At 47.8% G+C, this 20550-nt stretch carries 19 protein-coding genes; 2 read left to right on the top strand and 17 right to left on the bottom strand.

Going from position 1 to position 20550, the window contains the following annotated elements:
* Window position 1: 1 nt before the first annotated feature.
* Together BW952_RS04695 and BW952_RS04690 are read right to left on the bottom strand one after the other, a co-directional pair.
* A complete protein-coding gene (locus BW952_RS04695; RefSeq protein ID WP_045849346.1) occupies window positions 2–721 on the bottom strand; it encodes a WecB/TagA/CpsF family glycosyltransferase in 720 nt (239 codons plus the stop codon).
* A 183-nt stretch (window positions 722–904) separates the two neighbouring features.
* Window positions 905–1834 carry a nuclease-related domain-containing protein gene (locus BW952_RS04690; RefSeq protein WP_045849345.1) on the bottom strand — a complete coding sequence of 310 codons (930 nt, stop codon included), beginning with the start codon at window positions 1832–1834 and terminating at the stop codon, window positions 905–907.
* Window positions 1835–2122: 288 nt separating this feature from the next.
* Between BW952_RS04690 and csaB the strand changes: the two genes are divergently transcribed.
* Both csaB and BW952_RS04680 read left to right on the top strand, forming a co-directional pair.
* Entirely contained in the window at window positions 2123–3244 is a 1122-nt protein-coding gene (csaB, locus tag BW952_RS04685) for a polysaccharide pyruvyl transferase CsaB (protein WP_045849344.1), read from the top strand.
* Window positions 3241–4407 (top strand): glycosyltransferase family 4 protein, encoded by a 1167-nt coding sequence (locus tag BW952_RS04680; RefSeq protein ID WP_045849343.1) that lies wholly within the window; start codon window positions 3241–3243, stop codon window positions 4405–4407. Before csaB ends, BW952_RS04680 begins: the two co-directional genes overlap by 4 nt.
* Before the next feature lie 142 nt (window positions 4408–4549).
* On the opposite strand, the gene BW952_RS04675 is transcribed toward BW952_RS04680, so the two are convergent.
* From BW952_RS04675 to BW952_RS04605, 15 genes are all read right to left on the bottom strand, one after another.
* Window positions 4550–5182: a bifunctional 4-hydroxy-2-oxoglutarate aldolase/2-dehydro-3-deoxy-phosphogluconate aldolase gene (locus tag BW952_RS04675; RefSeq protein ID WP_045849342.1), complete on the bottom strand. Its 633-nt coding sequence runs from the start codon at window positions 5180–5182 to the stop codon at window positions 4550–4552.
* Between the two features lie 15 nt (window positions 5183–5197).
* A complete protein-coding gene (locus BW952_RS04670) occupies window positions 5198–6154 on the bottom strand; it encodes a sugar kinase (protein WP_045849341.1) in 957 nt (318 codons plus the stop codon).
* Between the two features lie 20 nt (window positions 6155–6174).
* Window positions 6175–6999 (bottom strand): fumarylacetoacetate hydrolase family protein, encoded by an 825-nt coding sequence (locus BW952_RS04665; RefSeq protein WP_045849397.1) that lies wholly within the window; start codon window positions 6997–6999, stop codon window positions 6175–6177.
* Between the two features lie 18 nt (window positions 7000–7017).
* Window positions 7018–7977: a C-terminal binding protein gene (locus BW952_RS04660; RefSeq protein WP_045849340.1), complete on the bottom strand. Its 960-nt coding sequence runs from the start codon at window positions 7975–7977 to the stop codon at window positions 7018–7020.
* An 18-nt stretch (window positions 7978–7995) separates the two neighbouring features.
* Window positions 7996–8946, bottom strand: coding sequence for a U32 family peptidase (locus BW952_RS04655; RefSeq protein ID WP_045849339.1), 951 nt, complete (start codon window positions 8944–8946; stop codon window positions 7996–7998).
* Complete coding sequence (locus BW952_RS04650) at window positions 8943–9857, bottom strand: dihydrodipicolinate synthase family protein (protein WP_045849338.1); 915 nt, start codon at window positions 9855–9857, stop codon at window positions 8943–8945. The genes BW952_RS04655 and BW952_RS04650 overlap by 4 nt, the downstream gene beginning before the upstream one ends.
* Before the next feature lie 14 nt (window positions 9858–9871).
* A complete protein-coding gene (gene dgoD, locus BW952_RS04645; protein ID WP_045849337.1) occupies window positions 9872–11020 on the bottom strand; it encodes a galactonate dehydratase in 1149 nt (382 codons plus the stop codon).
* Between the two features lie 25 nt (window positions 11021–11045).
* A complete protein-coding gene (gene gucD, locus BW952_RS04640) occupies window positions 11046–12512 on the bottom strand; it encodes an alpha-ketoglutaric semialdehyde dehydrogenase GucD (RefSeq protein WP_045849336.1) in 1467 nt (488 codons plus the stop codon).
* Window positions 12513–12538: 26 nt separating this feature from the next.
* Complete coding sequence (locus BW952_RS04635; RefSeq protein WP_045849396.1) at window positions 12539–13696, bottom strand: UxaA family hydrolase; 1158 nt, start codon at window positions 13694–13696, stop codon at window positions 12539–12541.
* 4 nt (window positions 13697–13700) lie between these two features.
* Entirely contained in the window at window positions 13701–14000 is a 300-nt protein-coding gene (locus tag BW952_RS04630; protein ID WP_045849335.1) for a UxaA family hydrolase, read from the bottom strand.
* Window positions 14001–14012: 12 nt separating this feature from the next.
* Window positions 14013–14903: a fumarylacetoacetate hydrolase family protein gene (locus tag BW952_RS04625; protein WP_045849334.1), complete on the bottom strand. Its 891-nt coding sequence runs from the start codon at window positions 14901–14903 to the stop codon at window positions 14013–14015.
* A 33-nt stretch (window positions 14904–14936) separates the two neighbouring features.
* Entirely contained in the window at window positions 14937–15704 is a 768-nt protein-coding gene (locus BW952_RS04620; protein WP_045849333.1) for an IclR family transcriptional regulator, read from the bottom strand.
* A gap of 61 nt (window positions 15705–15765) precedes the next feature.
* Entirely contained in the window at window positions 15766–17970 is a 2205-nt protein-coding gene (locus BW952_RS04615; RefSeq protein ID WP_045849332.1) for a dihydroxy-acid dehydratase domain-containing protein, read from the bottom strand.
* Window positions 17971–17988: 18 nt separating this feature from the next.
* Window positions 17989–19236 carry a nickel pincer cofactor-dependent isomerase, group 22 gene (locus BW952_RS04610; protein WP_045849331.1) on the bottom strand — a complete coding sequence of 416 codons (1248 nt, stop codon included), beginning with the start codon at window positions 19234–19236 and terminating at the stop codon, window positions 17989–17991.
* Between the two features lie 15 nt (window positions 19237–19251).
* Window positions 19252–20529, bottom strand: coding sequence for a TRAP transporter large permease (locus BW952_RS04605; RefSeq protein WP_045849330.1), 1278 nt, complete (start codon window positions 20527–20529; stop codon window positions 19252–19254).
* Between the last annotated feature and the right edge of the window lie 21 nt (window positions 20530–20550).

Here is a 20550-nt window from a genome sequence, read left to right as displayed (position 1 = left end):
ATTATCTCCCTTTATTTAATAACACGCGGACTAAAAAGCGTGGTAAATTCATTTGGCGTTTAATTCGTTTCGGGTCCGAGCCGAGCCGGTAGAGCCACTCAAGCCCCGCTTTGCGGAATGCGGCAGGCGCCCGTTTGACCGTACCGGAAAACACATCAAAGCTGCCGCCGACGCCTTGAAAGACAAGCACGTTCGGCACATTCGGCATGTTGCGCTGAATCCACAGCTCCTGCTTCGGGCTGCCGAGCGCAACGAACAGCAGACGCGCCCCGCTTTCGTGAATGCGGCGGACGAGTGCCTGCTCGTCTTTTTCATAGCCGTTCGTGTACCCCGCGACGACAAGTCCCGGGTTTGCTTCCTTTATATTCGCGATCGCTTTCGTCACCACTTCTTCCTTGGCTCCATAAAAATAAACCGGATGGCCTTCGGAAGCAGCGAATGTGAGCAGGCGCGCCATCATATCAACGCCGGTAACGCGTGACGTGATGCGCCCCTTTTGCAGCTTGGACGCAAGCAAAATGCCAACCCCGTCCGCAATCTGGAACGTGGACGAATTGATCAGCTGCTTCACCTGCTCGTCCTTGTTCGCCGTGATCACCTTTTCCGGGTTTACGGCAATGATCGTGGACTGCTCGTTTTCGCTCATCCGCTCGCGCAGTGACGCAATAATTTGTTCATATGTTAAAGGCGACACATCGACGCCAAGATACGTTTCCTTCATCGTTTTAACCAGCCTCTATTCGTATGCTTTCAATTTTCTTAGTATAGCAGATTTTTGGGAGCGGTGCATACTTTCCTATTGCCTGTGATGTGACCGGTAAACTGTGTGATTTGACCGGTATTGGAGTTGATCCGACCGGTAAAATCGAATTACCGGTCAGATCTTTGTGTTTACCGGTCACTTTTACTCCCTCATCCACTGCTCCGGCATCTGGTACGTCCTTATTTTGAATTCCCCCGTATGAGATACGGCCCATTTTTGAAGCAGCTTTTTAGCAATCGTTTCAGAATGAATGCCAGCGAATGCTCTAATTTGCTGATTTGTAATATCGCGTCCAAACAGCCGGGTATAATCCTTTAATGCCAGCAACGCACCGTCCACAGAAACGGCTTTACACCTCGTACAGCGCCATCTTTTCCCCTTTTTTTGAACCGTCCAGTGATCGCACCCCTCACAAAGGATTCCTTGTTGAAGCTGCTCGTTCCGAATATGGAAATGCTGCAGAATATTTATGTTCAGAGGGCGTTCAGCTGCCTTCAGTTTTATGGCGAGCGTCGCTAATTCCTGTTCAGTTAATAATGATTTTTTAGAGGCGAGGCATTCATCCAGCTTTGATGTGATTTCAGAAGTAAACAGAAGGGTTTGGCGGTCTGCAGAATCAGGAGGAATGAAATCAATTTGAGCATTCGGGTGAGTCATCACAACAAAAGGAATGACCGGAAGCAGATGATCAAGCCATTGCTCAAGCCCTGTTTTGTGACGAAACACTTGCGTGAATGGATCATCAAAAACTTGTTTCCCTCGAATGAGCTGCCTTGTGTTTCGATTGAAAATAAGGTGGCCTTGGATGTATTTCGCTTCTAAAATAAAAGCGGCGAACCGGGTTAAAACGAGGATGTCAATCTGAAAGTGTCCGAATCGGTTCGGAAGAGGAAGGCGAATGTCATGAAGAAGATGGAACGGAGTGGGGGCTTGCTTTAACATATTGTATATGGTTGCTTCTCCTTTTAAACCGGCGCTGCATCTGGCAAGCTCCTGCTTTATTTCCTGATTCGGGTGAATGAGTCTGCGGTCGAGTGATTCTAGCTTTGCATGAAAAATTGATTTTTGCACGTTTGAACCTCCTTGGTTGTCTTTCTAAATAAATCAATTAGCTTCACCGGCCTCAAATTCCTTCTTTTTTCGGATGTACTATTTTAATTGAACGGTAAACAAGCGGATTTGACCGGTAAAAGCCCATATGTGACCGATAAAGATCGTTTATCAGTCACTTCTCCCCGTTTACCGGTCACTTCACTGAATTTACCGGTCACTTCGCCCCATTCTCTCGGATAATGATTGTACTCACCGGCTAAGTAGTGATAAAATTTTACGAGATATAGTCTCGAGGAGGAAGAACTTTTGAAAATAGTCATTTCCGGCTTCTACGGCCTTGGCAACACGGGCGATGAAGCGATTTTGAAGTCGATTGTCGATAATTTGCGCACGGAGCTCGACAATCCTGATATTACGGTGTTTTCCCTTTCACCGGACAAAACAGCGAACGAGCATCGCGTCAAGTCGTTTTACCGCGGCTGGCGTCATGATAATAAAGAAAAAGTCAAAGCGCTCCGCAAAGCCGATTTACTGATTTCCGGCGGCGGCGGTTTGCTGCAGGATTCGTATCCGACGAAGTTTTTATTCGGTCCGCTTCCTTATTATTTACTGATTGTGTTTTTAGCGAAATTATGCGGCGCGAAGGTGATGTTCTTTTCGCAGGGCATCGGCCCGGTTACGTCCACATGGGGCAAAATTTTGATGAAGGTGTTCGCCAACATGGCGGATTTTGTGACGGTGCGTGACCAGTATTCAAAGGATTACCTTCATTCGTTAGGCGTTAACCGACCGGAGTCGGTTGTCACGGCGGATATCGTGTTTGCGTTTCAGTCGAAGGAAGAGGATGTTGCGTACAGGACTCTTCCATTAACAGGCGACGAAAAAATTGTCGCTGTGACGGTGCGCCCGTGGTTTGACCACCCGGATTACATTGAAAAGATGGCGTACGTGCTGGATGAGCTCATTGAGCGCCGCGGTGTCACACCGGTGTTTGTGCCAATGGAGGGCAAATACGATGTGCCTGCTTCACAGGACGTCATGGCAAAAATGAAGCATGCGGACAAAACGATGATGCTCGGGTCGGATTTTTCGCCGGAGGAGTTTTTAAACTTTATCCGCCGCTCGGATTTAACGTTCGGTCTTCGTCTGCACGCGCTTATTTTCGCGGCGCTGTCGAATGTGCCGCACCTTGGGCTCAGCTATGATAAAAAGGTGGAAAGCTTCCTGCAGCGCTCCGGCATGTGGGACTACTCGTTCCGTCTCGGGGAAATTGATCAGGAAAAAATGCTCGAAAACGCGCTTTACCTGCTTGACCATAAGGAAGACGCACAGGCGGTGATGGCGCCGAATGTGGCAGAGCTGCGTCGTGAAGCCTTGCGGAACCTGGATTTGCTGAAAGAAAAATTCGGAGGAGACCAAAAACTGTGAAAATATTACTTGCAACCTCGTATGATTACCCGCATCTCGGCGGCTTGTCGACGCACATGGCGACGCTGAAGATCGGTCTTGAAGCGCGCGGACATGAAGTGGATACACTGTCGTTCAGCGATGTGCCGAAATGGAAGCGTGACTTTATTGCACGCGGTCCATCATTTTTGTTAAATAAAGCGTCTCTCGGTGCCGGCTACGTATGGACACTGAAGCGCCGCCAGGCTTTTTTAGAGGAAATGATGAAGCGCCCGGATTTCCCGAAATATGATATCGTCAACGCGCAGGATGTGTTCGCAACGCTCGCTTCGATTCAAGCGGGATTCCCGACTGTGACAACGGTTCACGGCTACTTGACGTATGAAGGCATTTCAAAGGGCTCAGTGGAAGAAGGGTCCAAGCACGCCGATACGTTAATGGCCGTGGAACGGGACGGCTACCGGAAAACCCGCGCGGTCATTACCGTGGATACACGCATTAAAAATTACGTGAAAAAAGAAGCCGGCATTGATGGCACGGCGATTCGCAACTTTATTAATGTCGATGACTTTAAGCCCGATTCAGAAAATAAAGCGGCTTATCGCGCTAAGCATAACGTAGATGCGACGGCACCGGTCTTTTTTGTCCCGCGCCGGTTAACGAAGAAAAACGGCGTCATTTACCCGATTCTTTCCTTCCCGGCTGTGCTGGAGAAATACCCGAACGCGCAGCTGATTTTCGCCGGAACGGGTGAAGCGATGGACGAAATGAAAAAGCTGATCGCCGAACGCGGCATCGGGAATAATGTTCACCTGCTCGGAGCGGTTGATCACAGTGTCATTAAAGAATATTACGCACTGGCTGATGTTGTGCTCGTGCCGAGTGTATTCTCGGCGGGCGTCGAGGAAGCAACGTCGATCTCCGCTTTGGAAGCGATGGGCTCCGGTTCTCCACTGATCGCCTGTGCCGTCGGCGGACTCAAAGAAATCGTCAATCACGGCGTGGACGGTCTGCTCGTAGAAGAAAAAAGTGTCGAGGAATTGTCTGAAGCGATGATTGAGCTGCTTGATCACCCGGACAAAGGCGCCCAGTATGCGGAGGCGGCTCGAAAGAAAATCGAAGACGAATACTCCCATACAGCTGCTGCCGAAAAATATGAATCAATTTATAAAGCTTCCCTTTAATGGGGAAGTTTTTTTCATGCCTCACTTATGATGATGGCGCGTTTTTAAACAGGTATGGTGCAATTCAGAGAGAATTGCACCATACTACTGGTTATTGTGCCTTATTTCTGTGAAATGTGCCGCACAGCCGTTTATACTAAGCTTAATGACCTGCAACTTTCTCTACAAAAGCAAGAGCAGTTTCGGTCAATCGTTGGTAATCCTCTTTTCCTAAAAGCTTCTCTGGGTTCACAAGCGCGCCGCCCAGTCCTGCGGCAGCGGCACCGGCTTGAAAATAATCAGCGATGTTATCGATGGTGACGCCGCCTGTTGGCATAAGCGGGATATGCGGCAGCGGTCCTTTTACTCCTTTGAAATACGCTGCCCCCATCGCATCGGCCGGAAACACTTTAATTAAATCGGCTCCATGTTCATAGGCGGTTAAAATTTCCGTTGGTGTCAGGGCGCCGGGAATGCTGATGACGCCGTACCGTTTAGCCATTTTGATCGTCTTTACGTTAACCGTTGGCGAGAAGATAAATTCCGCTCCCGCCATGATAACGGCTCGGGCGGTTTCCGGGTCCAAAACGGTTCCTGCCCCTACGATGACGTCATCGCCGAACGTTTCTTTTACTTGCTCGATCACGGAGCATATTTTGGGCGTATCCGCCGTAATCTCAAGGGAAAATATGCCGCCTTCTTTGAGCGCCTGCGCAATCGGCACAACCTGCTCCGGCTGGGCACCGCGAATCACCGCGACCAGCTTGCCCTGCTTTAATCGTTCCAGTTGATTCATGTGAAGCGCTCCTCTCTATCTCTTTACATCATCCAATCCGCCGTCCATAAATGAAACCAGATCAGCACGGTTCGGCAGCCCTTCTACATCTCCATTCACCATGGTGACGAGCGCGCCCATCGCGTTGCCCCGTTTGGCGGCTTCTGCCATAGACAGTCCATCCAGCAACCCTGATAAAACCCCGGCCGCAAACGCATCACCTGCTCCGACCGGATCGATGACACGCTCCACGCGAAAGCCGGATACGTGATCTACCGCTCCACCTTTTTGCGATACAATCGACCCTTTTTTTCCGATTTTCATGATAACAGTCTTGGCCCCAAGCACGTGAAAGTCTTCCGGATAAGCCTCAGCTTCTTTTTTGCCAAACAAAAATGCAGCCTCTGCCTCACCCGGCAGGACAATGTCACTCTCGGCAATGAAGTGTTTCAACTGCCGGCGCGCCTCTTCTTCACTTTTCCAGATTTTCAAGCGCACATTGGGATCAAAGACGATTTTCACACCGTTGGCCTTCGCTAAGCGAATAGCTTTATCCATCACGGACTGGCACGAATCACTAAGCGCCGGCGTAATGCCGGTCAAATGTAAAAAAGCCGCTCCTTTAACCGCTTCTTCTTTTATATAGTCAGCGGTCATCCGGCTAGCGGCTGACTCTTTCCGATAATAATAAACACGCGTGTCATTCGGGCGCCGAAACTCTTTGAAAAACACACCGGTCGGGGCTGTCTCGTCACGTGTGACAAACGAAACGTCTACGCCTTCCCCACGGATAAAAGCTTCCATCGCGTCACCAAATTCATCCTCGCCTAAGCGGCTGATCCAGCGTGTTTTATGGCCGAGACGGCTCAGACCGATTGCGACATTTGATTCCGCACCGGCAAACTTCATCGAAAAAGAATGAGCATGGCGCAGTTGGCCGTGCTCATTCGGTGAAAATAAGGTCATGGTTTCGCCCACGGTTACAACGTCCATGTTCGTTCTCCCCTTTTTTGTTAATGGCCTCGGACACGATTAGAAAGCGTGCCAATTTTTTCAATCGTCACTTCCATCTGGTCACCATTCTTCAACCATACTTTCGGGCTGCGTCCCATGCCGACGCCCGGCGGTGTTCCGGTTGCGATTAAGTCACCTGGCTTCAATGTCATCGACTGCGATAAAAAGGAGATAATTTGCGGGACGGTGAAAATTAAATTGCTCGTATTCGAATCCTGCATTATTTCCCCATTCAATGTCAGTGATATAGACAAATTGTGCGGGTCTCCGACTTCATCACGCGTGACGACATACGGACCTGTCGGCGCAAAGGTATCCGCCGTTTTGCCGCGTGACCATTGTCCGTCGGCAAACTGCAGGTCCCGCGCACTGACGTCATTCATGATCGTATAGCCGAAAACATATTCTTCCGCTTCTTCCTCCGATACCCGTTTTGCTTCTTTGCCGATCACAATGGCTAGCTCCGCTTCAAAATCAACTTCCTTTGAGTTCACGGGAATTTCGACATCGCTGTTGTGTCCCGTTAACGCATTTGCGTATTTCGAGAAAATAACGGGTGATTTCGGCGGCTCCATCCCGGTTTCTCTGCAGTGATCAATGTAATTCAAGCCGACACAAATGATTTTTTCCGGTGCTGCTATCGGAATATGCACGGCCACATCAGCCAAATGATGCGAAGGCCGTCCTTCTAGTGAAGGAATCGACTCTCCGCTTTCAATAAATGATTTTACGCACGGCGGATATTCCGACAGAAGGAATACTCGATCTTCCTGAACGGCACCAAGTTGTTTTGTTCCGTCTACTGAAAATACAGCTAATTTCATTTCCAACCACCGCCTTCTTTAAGTAAGTGCATACGGCGTTTTTTCGCCTTTCAGCACCTGCACAATGTTTTTCGCCGCTTTTTGGCGAAGCTCCACCATTGCTTCTTCTGAATACCAGGCACTGTGTGGTGTAATGATCACATTATCCATTTGAAGAAGCGGGCTCGTTTTGCTGATCGGTTCTTCTTCTACAACGTCAAGAGCGGCACCAGCGATTTTCCCTTGCGCAAGTGCTTCCGCAAGCGCAGCTTCGTCAATAATCGGCCCTCGCGCTGTATTAATGATGACGGCGTTTTTCTTCATTTGGCTGAACCGTTCAGCATTCAGTAAATGATGTGTTTCTTTAATAAGCGGAACGTGGACGGACAAATAATCTGATTCCCTGATGATTTCATCCAGCTCCAGTTTCCGAACGCCCACCGCCGCCATGTCTTCTGCTGATACAAAAGGATCGTACGCAGCGGTTTGAAACCCGAGCGGCTTTACTTTCTCAATGAATCGGCGTGGAATACGCCCAAAGCCTAGTACGCCGACGGTCTGCTTATCAAAACGGTGGATCGGCACACATGCTTTAAAATCCCAGTTCCCCTGCTTCACTTCATTGTTTAACAGGGTGACTTTTCGGGCCCACGACAGCAGCAAGGCCAGCGCATGATTCGATACTTCTTCCATACCGTAATCTGGCACGTTGGCAACGGTAATGTTTTTCGCCTGAGCGGCGTCAAGGTCGATCGTATTGACGCCGACACCGTAGCGGGAAATAATTTTTGTCTGCTCCAATGAATCGATGACACGCTTGGAAATTGGTGCGTATTGGTTCAGCAACGCATCCGCTTCTTTCGCCTGCTCGATGACGTCTTCTTCCGTTTTGCATTGTGCCTTTATAAATTCAATGTCCAGGCCACTTTCTTTGAAAACTTGTTCCTCATAATCAAGATGGACAAATTCGTAGTCCGTCAATAATACTTTAAATGACATTCCGCTCCGCTCCCTTTCTTAATTTACTGATGCTTCTTTGTCTGTTTTCGCAATGCCGAGCCCTTCTGCACCGAGCTTTGATGTTTTCGCATCCGGACAGTAGCGCTCAATCATTTGAATGCCGAGTGAGGCACGCCGGGCACGCTCTTGTGTTAATGAAATATTCGTGCTTTCCCACTGTTTTCCGGACGGATACACATCCGGATGATTACGCAGGCCAAATTTAATATATACCGGCGCGAGCACGCGGATGATTTCAGGAATTTCGTAATAGCGGAGAAAGCCGCCGAAATTGTCCGGCACTTCGACGTACATGTCAATCGGAATATCAATCGCTTGACGAATCGCCGCGAGCTTTGACAGTGTCAAGCCTGTTGGCACGTTGTATGTATCCGCTCCGATATCCTGCATAAGCTTCACGGATACAGGATTGGCCGATCCCATCTGCACGGAGACTTTTACCACAAAATCCTCCGGCAGCTGCCCTTGTTTTTTCATTTCTTTAGTCAGGAGCAAAAGGCCTTCGTCGGCAACAAGGGCTCCGCGAAGACCAAGTGCCGCACCCCGCTTTAAATCTTCCATCGCATACACGAGCTGGTTCGCGCCTTCATGGCGGAGTGCCTGGGATTTGCCACCGGCTGTCAGTGGCCCTGCGCTAATGTCCCACGTGCCACGTGGACCGACGAACAAGCTTAATTCGATACCGCGCTCAGCTGTAAGCTCGCACATTTCTTTAATCTCTTCATCCGTCTGGAGCATAATGCCGCTACCCTGTGAAATGCGATGGATCGTTAAGCCGAGCCGATCTATTTCCGCGAGCGTTGCTTTTAATGCTTCCGGTCCTTCCACACTCGGAAGTTCGATCCGGTACTGCGCTCCGTCCGGAAACGTTTTCGTTGACGTCGGGAGCTCCCCTGGATCGGCTGATGGGTAGCCCAGGCCCTCTAAAAATTCACGTGTTTCTTTCATAACTTGATCCCTTCCTTTTCATTTATTTTTTTTAAAATAGCAGACACTTCTTCAATTAAATCTGCTGAACAAACATCAAAAGGTGCGCGGTGTCCTGCTGGCTGGCCGTTGAACCAACGCTGATGCACTGCTTCTTTCATCGCCGTAAAAAACGTCGGGCTGAGCGTGTAAATGTCCATTAGCTTGGAAATCCGCTGATGCTGGCGCTCTGCTTCATGCAGCTCACCCTGCTGGTACGAATTGTACAGTTCAACAGAAATTTCCGGCATAAAAACAGCGCTTCCATTTATGCTTCCGTCTGTGCCAATCATCTGCCCTGGAAGCAGGTGTTCATCAAAAGCCGTGAACACGAAAAAATCCGGTTTAATTTTTTTAACTGACGATATGACCTGCCTGATATGGCTGAAATCACTGATCGTTTCTTTAATGCCGGCAATGTTCTTGTGAGCGGCTGCCAATTTCGTAATGAGCTCGACGGATAACGTCTGGCCAGTCAGCATCGGAATATTGTATAGAAAAACCGGCAGGCTCGTTTCAGAGGCGAGAATTGAAAAAAAACGGTACAGCTGCTCATCTGACAGCTTCCAATAATATGGACTGACCGCCAGAACCCCCTCCGCTCCCTGCTCCTCGGCATAGTGCGTCAGTTCAATGACTTCTTTTAATGCCGAATGGCCGACACCGACCATCACCGGCACGCGGCCGTTAATGTGCTTGATCATCTCGCGCACATATAACTTTCGCTCTTCAATCGTCAGAGAAGAAAACTCACCGGAGCTTCCCATTAAAAGAAGTCCGTCCACCTGACGTGAAAGAAGCTCGTCCAAATAGCGCTTATTCAGCGCTAAATCCAGGTTGCCCGCTTCATCAAATAACGTAACAACCGGTGGTATAATGCCATGGAATCTCATCTTTTTTCGCTCCTTTACCATTCGGCTATGCTGCCATCTTCATGGCGCCAGATTGGATTTTTCCAGTCGTGGCCGATGACAGCGGCTTCTTTCACTTTTTCTTCATTAATATGAATACCAAGGCCCGGGGAATCTGGAATGTTCACGTAACCGTTCTCATAACGGAAGACCTCCGGATTCGTTATATAATCTAGAATGTCCATGCCTTCATTGTAATGAATACCCAGGCTTTGCTCCTGAATGATAAAGTTCGGCGTCGTCGCATCCAGATGAATCGAGGAGGCAAGTGTCATCGGACCAAGCGGACAGTGCGGTGCAATGGCCACATCATATGCTTCAGCCATAGCGGCGATTTTTTTCCCTTCTAAAATGCCGCCCGTATGCGACAAATCCGGTTGAATAATATCCACATATCCATCCTGAAGCAGCTGCTTGAATCCCCATCTTGTGTACATTCGTTCCCCCGTTGCAATTGGACAAGTCGTATGCAGCGCAATATCACGCAGCGCTTCATTGTTTTCCGGCAGCACGGGCTCTTCTATAAACATCGGGCGGAACGGCTCCAGCTCTTTCACAAGTGTTTTTGCCATTGTTTTGTGAATACGCCCGTGGAAATCAACACCGATCCCAAAGTCTTTGCCAAGCGCTTCCCGAATCGACGCGACCCGTTCAATGACAGCTTCCACCTTGGAAAAATCATCAATGTAATTCATTTCTTCTGACGCATTCATCTTAATTGCTTGAAACCCTTGCTGCTGCTTTTCAATGGCAGCAGCAGCGACTTCTGCCGGACGGTCCCCGCCAACCCATGAATACAGCTTGACCTTCTGGCGTGCTTTCCCACCTAGCATTTCGTAAACAGGGATATTGTAATATTTCCCTTTAATATCCCAAAGCGCTTGCTCAATGCCTGAAATCGCACTCATAAGAATTGGTCCACCTCGGTAAAAGCCGCCTCGGTACATCGTCTGCCATAAATCCTCAATATCATTCGGATTCCGGCCTATCAGCAGGCTGGAAAGTTCTTCTACCGCTGCTTTGACTGTTTCCGCCCGCCCTTCAACAACCGGCTCGCCCCAGCCTGAAATGCCTTCATCCGTTTCAATTCTTAAAAACAGCCATCTGGGTGGTACTTTATATAAGGAAAGCTTTGTAATTTTCATTGCATACCTCCTTCATAAAAGTTGATCAAGAGCCTTTTACAAACACTGTTTTGATCGCCGTGTAAAATTCCTTCGCTGCTTCCCCCTGCTCGCGGGACCCGGTGCTTGAGGCCTTCATTCCGCCAAATGGCGCTTGCAGCTCCACACCGGCGCTTTCTGCATTGATCCGGACAAGCCCTGCTTCGATTTCATCGATGAATTCAAGAAGGGAGCTGATGTTTGACGTAAAGATGGATGCGCTCAAGCCATATTTTGTGTTGTTCGCTATCTCGATGGCTTCTTCTAAATCTGATGCCTTTAAAAGAGCGATGACCGGTCCAAAGATTTCCTCTTGTGCAATTGTCATATCTGTCGTCACATGCTCGAAAATGGCCGGTTTGATAAAAAAGCCGTGATCGTATTCGCCACCAGTCAGCACGTCCCCGCCATGGATCAGAGCTGCGCCTTCCTGCTTGCCTTTCTCGATATAATCCTTTACCGTGTTAAACTGACTTTCGCTTGCACAAGGCCCCATCCAGATCCCTTCTTGCAAGCCGTTCCCGACTGTGATTTTCTCAGACGCCAAAACAAGCTTTTCTTTAAACTCATCATAGACGGCTTCTTCCACGATGACGCGGCTAGAAGCTGTACATTTTTGGCCGGAGGAGCGGAACCCGCCGCTAATCACGGCTTCTACTGCCTGGTCAATGTTGGCATCTTTCGCCACGATCACCGGGTTTTTGCCGCCCATTTCCAGCTGGAACTTAATGCCGCGTGCTGCTGCTGATTTTGCGACGCCCTGACCGACTCCTTCTGAACCTGTGAAGGTAATGGCGTTTAACTTCGGATGATCGATTAAGCCCTGGCCGACGACTGAACCGGAACCTGTGATAAAGTTGAACACCCCTGCTGGAAACCCTGCCTGCGCGAAACATTCAACGACTTTCGCTGCGGTTACAGCCCCTTCTGTTGCCGGCTTGAACACAACAGTGTTTCCGTAAACGAGAGCAGGCGCAAGCTTCCAGATCGGAATCGCTACTGGAAAGTTCCATGGTGTAATAACGCCCACAACCCCGAGAGGAGTACGTTTTGTGAACATAAGCGCAGCTTTATCAGATGAGGGAATCACGTCACCGTCTTTACGCATGCCTTCCCCTGCATAGTAACGCAAGATTGCGATGCCACGTGCCGTTTCGCCTTTTGCCTCTGGAAGTGTTTTTCCCATTTCACGCGTCATGGATTCTGCGATTTCTTCCAGGTTTTCTTCCAAAATATTCGCTGCTTTAAACAAAATCTCACCACGTGCTGCCTGCCCCATCCGGCGCCATTCTTTTTTCGCACTATGTGCTGATTCAACCGCTTTATTTAAGTCAGCTTCTGTTGATTTTTGCACGAGTCCGACGATTTCTTTTGTCGCCGGATTAATGCTTTCGATTGTTTCACTTGCAGAACCTTCTGCCCATTGATTGTTAATAAAGTTTTTATATGTTTTCGTTTCAAATGTAGTTGTCATTTTTTCTCTCTCCTTTTAATTTTTTATCAAAATGTAGGACCGATGCGCCAAATGCCAAAATCATGCTGCTTGAGAATTTCTGACTTTGTCAGTTTGCCGTTTGAAACTGACTTGATTTCATCCATTATCCGCATGCCAACCTCCCCAACCGTTTCTTCTCCATCCACGATGGTACCGGCATTTAAATCCATGTTCTCATTCATGCGGTCAAACATAGGGGTGTTCGTTGAAATTTTTATAACCGGTGCAATCGGTGAACCCGTCGGCGTTCCGCGGCCGCTCGTAAATAATACAATCTGGGCTCCGCCTGCTACCATGCCAGTCAGCTGTTCAATATCATGACCGGGTGTATCCATCCAGACGAGTCCCTTTTTCGTCGGCTGCTGTGCATAGTCAATTACTTCTTCCAGCCTTGTTGTCCCTGATTTGGTCGATGCGCCAAGAGATTTTTCTTCCAGCGAGCTAAGGCCGCCTTCTATGTTTCCAGGACTCGGGTTGCCCGTCCGGATATCAACGCCCATCTCAATTGAACGGTTTTCCATCATTTTAATGACGGCATACGCTTTCTTCGCCACCTGATCATTCGCTGCACGTTTTGCAAGCAGATGTTCAGCGCCTATTAATTCAGTTGTTTCAGCCAAAATAGCCGTGCCGCCCTGCTCAACAATCATGTCGCTTGTTCGGCCTACAGCTGGATTCGCAGAAAGACCTGAGCATGCATCAGACCCGCCGCATTCTGTTCCAACGATCAATTCACTGAAATCACATAGCTCGCGCTGCACCATCGAGGCGTCCTGCACCATTCTCACTGCAATTTTTGCGACTTCCGCAATCGTTTGAAGTGTACCGCCATGATCTTGAATCGAAATCGTTTCAACCGGCTTTCCGCATTTGGCAATTTCGTCACCAATCCTGTGCGCCTGATGCGTTTCACAGCCAAGCCCAAGAACAATGACACCGTATACATTTGGATTCATACCAAATCCTGCATATGTTCTCGCTGTTTGATCATAATCTGTGCCCACCTGTGCACAGCCATGCTGGTGAATAAAGGTGACTGTTCCGCTAACGAGCTCCGTCACGCGCTGAGCAGTTTGCGTAGCACATGTAATCGTTGGCAATATTAAAACGTGATTCCGTACACCGACGCGCCCGTCTGGACGACGGTATCCCCAGAATTGCATTTTCTCATTTAGCAATTTTGTCACCCCTTCCCCGTTTTCCTTCTAAATTGTGTACATGCACATGCGCACCTGCTGGTATATCTGTTACGGCAGCGCCAATCACTTCGCCGTATTTAATAATGTCATCCCCTTGACGAATCGCTTTTACCGCGAATTTATGCCCAAAACGGATCGGTTCCAAAATGGTAATCCCCAGCTCGTATTCATCCGCTTTCAATATAACGTCAGCTTGTGCCGGAAGCTCAGATAACGCGACGGCTACACTGTCTTTGCTGCTCAAATATAACGTTTTATATTCGTCCATTTTGACACCTCGTTAGTTTACTTGGACCGCTGTTTCACTTTGCTTAACCGGATTGCTTAAAACACCGATACCCGGAATCTCAATTTCAATATGGTCCTGGTCCTGCAGGGTGAATTCATTCGGGGGAACCACACATGTCCCCGTTAAAAGAACCGTTCCATCAAAAATGCTATTATCTCTTATTAAGTATTGAACGAGTTCATTCAATGTCCTCTTCAGCTGATTCACAAAAGCAGAACCTTCGAAAACGAGCTCATTTTCCCGGAAAATGCGGCATTTAATTTGCAGTTCATATGGATCTTCTACAGCTTCTTTTAATAAAATCGCCGGTCCGATTGAGCAAGAGCTTTTCCATACTTTGGCTTGCGGCAGGTAAAGCGGGTTTTCACCCTCAATATCACGGCAGCTCATATCATTGCCTATTGTGTAGCCAAGTACATTCCCATGTCGGTCGATCACAAGCCCGAGCTCCGGCTCAGGAATCTGCCAATTTGAGTCGGAACGCAAGTATACTGGATCATTCGGTCCTACTGTCCGGGCAGCCGTTGATTTGAAAAAAATCTCCGGCCGTTCAGCATCATAAACTTTGTCATAAAAGGTTTCCCGGTCAAGCTTTCCTTGTGTTGCTTCATAATTACGCGCTTCCTTGCTTTTTTTGTATGTCACACCGGATGCCCATACTTCCGGGGCATCAATCGGGGTCGTTAAAGTCAAAGAATCAATTGGTTTTCCAGCCGTTTTCAAACTTATTTGTTTTATAATATCAAATGCTGTTTTGTTATTTGATTGTGCGGCAGCCACAAGCGACATAAAGTCCGCATATGGCAAATCTACCACTTGATTATCTTGTCCGACAGCAGCCAGCTGTTTTTCTGTGCCTTTAATGTATCGAATCACTCTCATCGTTTTATCCTCCTGAAAGATGACTAGCATCCTTTATATTTTTTGATATTCATAGCCAAGCTCCCGTGAAATGTTGGCTGTGCACTCTTTCAGCATTGCTACGTATTTTTCCAGCAGCTCTGCATTCATTTTTGAAGCGGGCATGGACATCGAGATCGCTGCAATAACCTTTCCCGAATAATCTTTAATCGGAACTGCCATGCAAAAAATTCCCGGCTCGTTTTCTTCATTGTCGACGGAATAACCAGCAATCCTCGCCTGCTTAATGACGGATAAAAATTCTTCCTTGGACCGAATGGATTTTTCCGTCGGGGTTGTGTATTCATACCCTTCAAGCAGCTGGTTCAGCTCCTGGTCTGACTTTGTCACGATAAGTGACTTTCCTACAGCACTCGTGTGAAGCGGCACTCGGCGCCCCACTCTTGAGTACACAACGGTGACTCCGCTGCCCTCCACTTTGTCGATATAAACGCCTTCCTGTCCATCAAGGACAACTAGGTGTACCGTCAGATTTGTCGTCGCTGAAAGCTCTTCCAGATGCTTTCTGGCAATGATTCGTAAATCCAGTTGACCTATGACCAGGCTGCCTCGTTCAAAAAGCTTAAAGCCAAGAGAATATTTTCCTGTTTCATCATTTTGAGCGATGTACCGCTGCACTTGAAGTGTCTTCAGTAAAGAATGAACCGTGCTTTTATGCAAATTCATTCGTTTACTTATTTCTGTAATCGTTAACTCACGGTCCCGCTCGTCAAATAAATCCAATATTTTTAATGCTCTTTCCACTGACTGGATAATTGGCATTTTGTTCACTCCCGTTGTCATTTGCTTTAGTTTACCGGATTTTTGACGAGCCCGCACATGATTACTTTATCGAAACGTTCTGTCCGGTCAGCAAAATGTCTGTTTCATAATCAAGAACCGCATCTTCCACGACGGCTATCGGCACAACGCCGTTTGCTGCATCCGTGTGGCCGTACATCCGGTTGCTGGCCGCCACCATTTTCTGACGACCTTTCATGCGTTGCTTTCGTTCTGCTGCAAGGCTGCTTCGTTTCTGCTGCAGGTCTTCATCGAAAGAATGAACTATTTCACCAGCCAGCAGCTTGTCCACTTGAACGAAATCAATGCGCCTTTCCCGAAGCTGCAAATGAACCACATCGCCTGTTTGAAGCAAGCCGATTCCGCCGCCTTCATACGCTTCCGGTGTCATATGGCCAATAGCTGCTCCATACGTGACGCCTGAATACCGTCCGTCGCTAATGATCGTCGCCACTTTTTTCATAACGCGGTTTGCATTAATGTGTTGCATTGGTGTAAACATTTCTGGCATCCCAAATGCCACCGGTCCTTGTCCAGCAATGACCACGCTGATTTTCAAGATTCCTTCCTCCGCCATGTAATTAAAAAGATCGTTATACGGTTTGTTATAATGTTCCTGCCAATTTTCATTGCTGTTGTATTTTAATGAAGCAATGAGAAGCTCATGGGCGAATAATCGCTGGTCGCGAATGCTGGACAGCAGTGCTGAATCAAGTAGGCTTTTATTCGCATCATCTTCGTTTTCATAATACAGGACGAACGCAAGCTTATCGTCGAACAAATCGAGCTGAGGTGTCGGCATTCCGCTAATTTTCACAACCGCGCTTTCAAAAAAGTTCCCTTTCAATACATCTACTCCGCTAAAGCTGCGGCGTGGGGTATCTAAAATAACCTTGTTTTCTTTCACATTCGCTGCCTGGAGACTTCTCGTAATGACTAGCCGCTCACGCCACGTTTTTGCCGCAACGGTTGGCGCATCCTGATCCATTGGAACACCATGCTCCAGCAATTCGTAAAAGAGTGTTTCCATTCCTCTGCTCGTCCCACTGCAGCATTGCATGGCAAGCGAGTAAATATCGCGGCCTTCTGTCAGGCTGTAATCAAATAGGTCAGGGATAGGGTGCTCGTGATGAATTTTGTCTAAATCCCAAAGACTGAATTTGTATCCTGCATACAGCATGCCAGCCACCATATGCATCATCAAATTAGTTGAGCCGCCCGATGCGCTGTGAATCCGGATTGCATTTTTAATGTTGGCGCCAACAATATTGGCGACCCCATATTCTTCTTTGTTGATCATTCCTGCGAAGCTGTCCAGCACGGAGTTGATCTGGCGCTGTGTCGGCGGGTCTGTCAGTAATTCCACTGCCGGGTGAACAAGACCCATTCCTGCCACTAAATGACGCGAGCTGTTGCCGGTTCCATTAAACGCACATACGCCGCCCTGCCCATCGCACGTAGCAACAGCCAGACGCATTTCAAAATATTTGTGCTGCTCTTTTGTTAAAATTCCCCGTTCATACGCTCGCTCAAATACTCCTTGAAAGGCAGTGTTTGATGAGCATTGTAAAATGTACGCCATTGTATCACGCAAATCGAGTGCTACATCTGCTGCCCCTTCTCCTTCCGCTTTTTTAGCCAGCACTTCTAGCTCTTCCATGACATCATCTGGAATAGATCCGCCTTCAAGGACATGTGCCGGTGCGAATGTAGCGAAAAATGGTGCTTCACCTCGATCCCGGCGGACACGGTCCACATGTGCTAATGCACTGACGACGCCGAGCGGCTGCTTGTCGCACCCTTGAATAACGAAAGCACCATGATAGCTGTGCGCTTCCAGCTGATTGACGACCATTTGAGCAACTGCGTTCCGGCTTTGAAGAGAGTAGCTCATGCCCTGGTTGCTTTGAGCCGTCCCGTCACACATGACAGGTGTAGAGAAATAAAAAGGAACGCCTCCATTTTGCCAGATGCGGATCGCCGCCCGTGCAGACGTCTGGTAATCCATAATATGAGCAGGATGGTCAGAAGAGCCGCCAATAATGGCGATACGCGGCGCATTTTTTTCGAGACGCATGTAGATTTCCTCCAGCGTCCAGTCCGGCTTACTTCCCTCGTATGTTGAACCGAGAGTCTGTTTAGATCGATCAAGAAGTCCGGCTACCGTAATCGGTTCATTCGCTTTCCCCTGCACATTGTCCCGGTATGGATTAACATGGTTATCAATTAACGGATATAAATGAGTCATAAATGGGCTCCTTTCTTTTTAAAGCACCAGCGGTTCTGGAGCTGAGAGAATATCTAGATTCGTATTTTTTTCTGCTTCTTCAATCATGCTTTCTGAAATCCATATATGGCCGATTTCCAGTGTGTTTTTAATTCTTACTAGCCGCACTTTTGATAAATCAAAAGCATTGCACGTTTTAATGGCTGCCTGAACGGCCAGCTTTTTCGTCTCCAGCACCATCGGCAGCTTGATTACATCAATGACAGTGCTGGTCAGTGCATTAGCATAGCCTTTTTCCCAGGAAATTTGATTAACGACTTCTTTTGTTGTCATATGAGCTAGGCCAATTCCATTTGCATTTCCATTTGTTTTTTCCGTTAATCCAAGCACCACGGTCCGCGTTACTTCAGGTCCTCCTGATGCATAAGGCGTTGCAAAATTTCCGGTAATATTCGGGTCCATTCCATCACCGGATATGTCTTTGCCGAGTTCATCTACAACGAGCACATCAAATTGGTCAAAGTGGATTTTTGGCATTAATGACTTTGCTTCGATCAGCAAATCCGGCTCTGCATTTTCAAGTTCCTCCGCCGGCACCGCAATAATTTTCGCCGGACGGTCGTACGCGTTTTCTATTGTAGCGAGACCAAAAATAATTGGTGCTTCTGACAAAGAAATCTTCGCCATTTCCGGAACATGCTCTGCCATATATTTAAAGCTGTAGGCATGAGCCGCTTCCGCCCCTTTTTGTTTACCGAGGCCGATGGTGATCATCTTCATCAATCCGCTTTCAACCGGCCCGCGAAAGGCCGTATGTGGCTTAATCCGATTAATGACAACAATTTTGTCCGCTTCATACGCATTTTTATCAATATAAACCGGAAGGCCGTTTGGAAGCTCCCCTATTCTCTTAACATCCATTGAGGAGTGAATGGGCGCACCGCAGGCAGATTCTGTTACCCCTAATTGCTCAAGCACATCCTTCTGTCCTTCACCGGTCGCACCCCCATGACTGCCCATTGCTGGAACAATAAATGGAATCCCTCCGGCTTTTTTGATTTCGGCTGCCGTTTCCCGTACAAGAACAGGCAGATCAGCTACCCCTCTGCTTCCTACCGCAATAGCGACTGTATCCCCTTCATTAATGCGGTTCAACACGTTTGTTTCGTGCAACGTTTTTCTTACTTCTCCAGCGACATCTTCCAGTTGAGGTGCGTGAAAATGCTGCCTGACTTTCACCATTTTCGGCATTGGGATGTCTGTTAACATTTGATTTAATATGTTCATATCCGCTTTTCCTCCTTACTCACTCATCCATTCAAGCGGGGTTATAATAATTTGCGGGAATAGAATAAGCAATGCTAAAACAATTGCATGGACCAGCAAAAATGGCCAAATACCTTTTGTCAAATCCCATAAACTGATTTTGCTTATTCCGCAGCCAACGTACAATACCGTGCCAACCGGCGGCGTAATTAAGCCAATACACAAATTGATAACCATGACAATTCCAAAATAAACTGGATCAATACCGGCCATCTTGACCAGAGGAAGCAGAACAGGTGTAAAAATAAGAATAGCGGGTGTAAGATCCATGACTAAACCAATTAGAAGCAGCAAAATCATAATAACCGTCATCAATAGCAGTGGATGATCGATCATCCCGCCCATTAATCCGGCAATTTCTGTTGGAACATTTGCCACTGTAATCAGCCAGGCAGATACCATCGCAGCTGCTGCCACTAGCATCACGACACTTGTCGTTTTGGCTGAAGCAATTAATACCTCGTACAAATCTGTTAACTTCAATTCTCTATAAATGAATAGACCGACAAAAAGGGCGTAGAATGCTGCGACTACGGCAGCCTCTGTTGGGGTGAAAACACCTCCGCGCAGACCGCCAATAATGATAACCGGAAGCATAAGTGCAAAGCTCGCCTGCTGAATAGCCTGGAGAATCTCTTTTATTGATTTTCTCGGCGGAAGCTCACTTTTGTCTTTTCGTGACATAAAGAACCAAGCAACCATTAAGCCCAATCCCATCATGATACCGGGAATAATTCCTCCCATAAATAAGTCTGTAATAGATACGCCAGCTGTTACACCAAATAAAATCATTGGAATACTAGGCGGAATAACCGGTGCAATAATACCTGATGCACAAATAATTCCAGTTGACTGGTTTACGTTGTACCCTTTTGCAATCATCATCGGAATGAGGATTGCTCCTAGTGCAGCCGTATCGGCAACTGCTGATCCAGACAAGCCAGCAAATAACACACTGGCAATAATAGCCACAAAACCGAGACCGCCTCGTATGTGTCCCACAAGTGCCATGGCGAACTCGACGATTCTTTTCGAAATTCCACCGGCATTCATCAATTCACCTGCCAGTACAAAGAAAGGAATGGCCATTAACGAAAAGTTATTTGCTCCATTAATTAAGTTTTGAGCAACAATCTGGCTGTCGAATATTCCCATAACAAACATAAGAACAACACCACTTGCCAAAAGAGCAAAGGCAATTGGAACACCTAATGCCAGACTTCCAAACAATGAACCAAGAAAAATACCTACCATAAAATCTCCCTCCTCTCCTTA

The organism is Domibacillus enclensis (assembly GCF_900156125.1).
Lineage (GTDB): Bacteria > Bacillota > Bacilli > Bacillales > Domibacillaceae > Domibacillus > Domibacillus enclensis.
The sequence above is the reverse complement of the archived record's forward strand: the minus strand, read 5'-3'. Positions and strand labels throughout refer to the sequence as shown.

Coding starts and splice junctions, on each gene's coding strand:
- BW952_RS04695 (WP_045849346.1), bottom strand. CDS start 721: ATGAAGGAAACGTATCTTGGCGTCGATGTGTCGCCTTTAACATATGAA.
- BW952_RS04675 (WP_045849342.1), bottom strand. CDS start 5,182: ATGAATCAACTGGAACGATTAAAGCAGGGCAAGCTGGTCGCGGTGATT.
- BW952_RS04670 (WP_045849341.1), bottom strand. CDS start 6,154: ATGGACGTTGTAACCGTGGGCGAAACCATGACCTTATTTTCACCGAAT.
- BW952_RS04665 (WP_045849397.1), bottom strand. CDS start 6,999: ATGAAATTAGCTGTATTTTCAGTAGACGGAACAAAACAACTTGGTGCC.
- BW952_RS04660 (WP_045849340.1), bottom strand. CDS start 7,977: ATGTCATTTAAAGTATTATTGACGGACTACGAATTTGTCCATCTTGAT.
- BW952_RS04655 (WP_045849339.1), bottom strand. CDS start 8,946: ATGAAAGAAACACGTGAATTTTTAGAGGGCCTGGGCTACCCATCAGCC.
- BW952_RS04650 (WP_045849338.1), bottom strand. CDS start 9,857: ATGAGATTCCATGGCATTATACCACCGGTTGTTACGTTATTTGATGAA.
- dgoD (WP_045849337.1), bottom strand. CDS start 11,020: ATGAAAATTACAAAGCTTTCCTTATATAAAGTACCACCCAGATGGCTG.
- gucD (WP_045849336.1), bottom strand. CDS start 12,512: ATGACAACTACATTTGAAACGAAAACATATAAAAACTTTATTAACAAT.
- BW952_RS04635 (WP_045849396.1), bottom strand. CDS start 13,696: ATGCAATTCTGGGGATACCGTCGTCCAGACGGGCGCGTCGGTGTACGG.
- BW952_RS04630 (WP_045849335.1), bottom strand. CDS start 14,000: ATGGACGAATATAAAACGTTATATTTGAGCAGCAAAGACAGTGTAGCC.
- BW952_RS04625 (WP_045849334.1), bottom strand. CDS start 14,903: ATGAGAGTGATTCGATACATTAAAGGCACAGAAAAACAGCTGGCTGCT.
- BW952_RS04620 (WP_045849333.1), bottom strand. CDS start 15,704: ATGCCAATTATCCAGTCAGTGGAAAGAGCATTAAAAATATTGGATTTA.
- BW952_RS04615 (WP_045849332.1), bottom strand. CDS start 17,970: ATGACTCATTTATATCCGTTAATTGATAACCATGTTAATCCATACCGG.
- BW952_RS04610 (WP_045849331.1), bottom strand. CDS start 19,236: ATGAACATATTAAATCAAATGTTAACAGACATCCCAATGCCGAAAATG.
- BW952_RS04605 (WP_045849330.1), bottom strand. CDS start 20,529: ATGGTAGGTATTTTTCTTGGTTCATTGTTTGGAAGTCTGGCATTAGGT.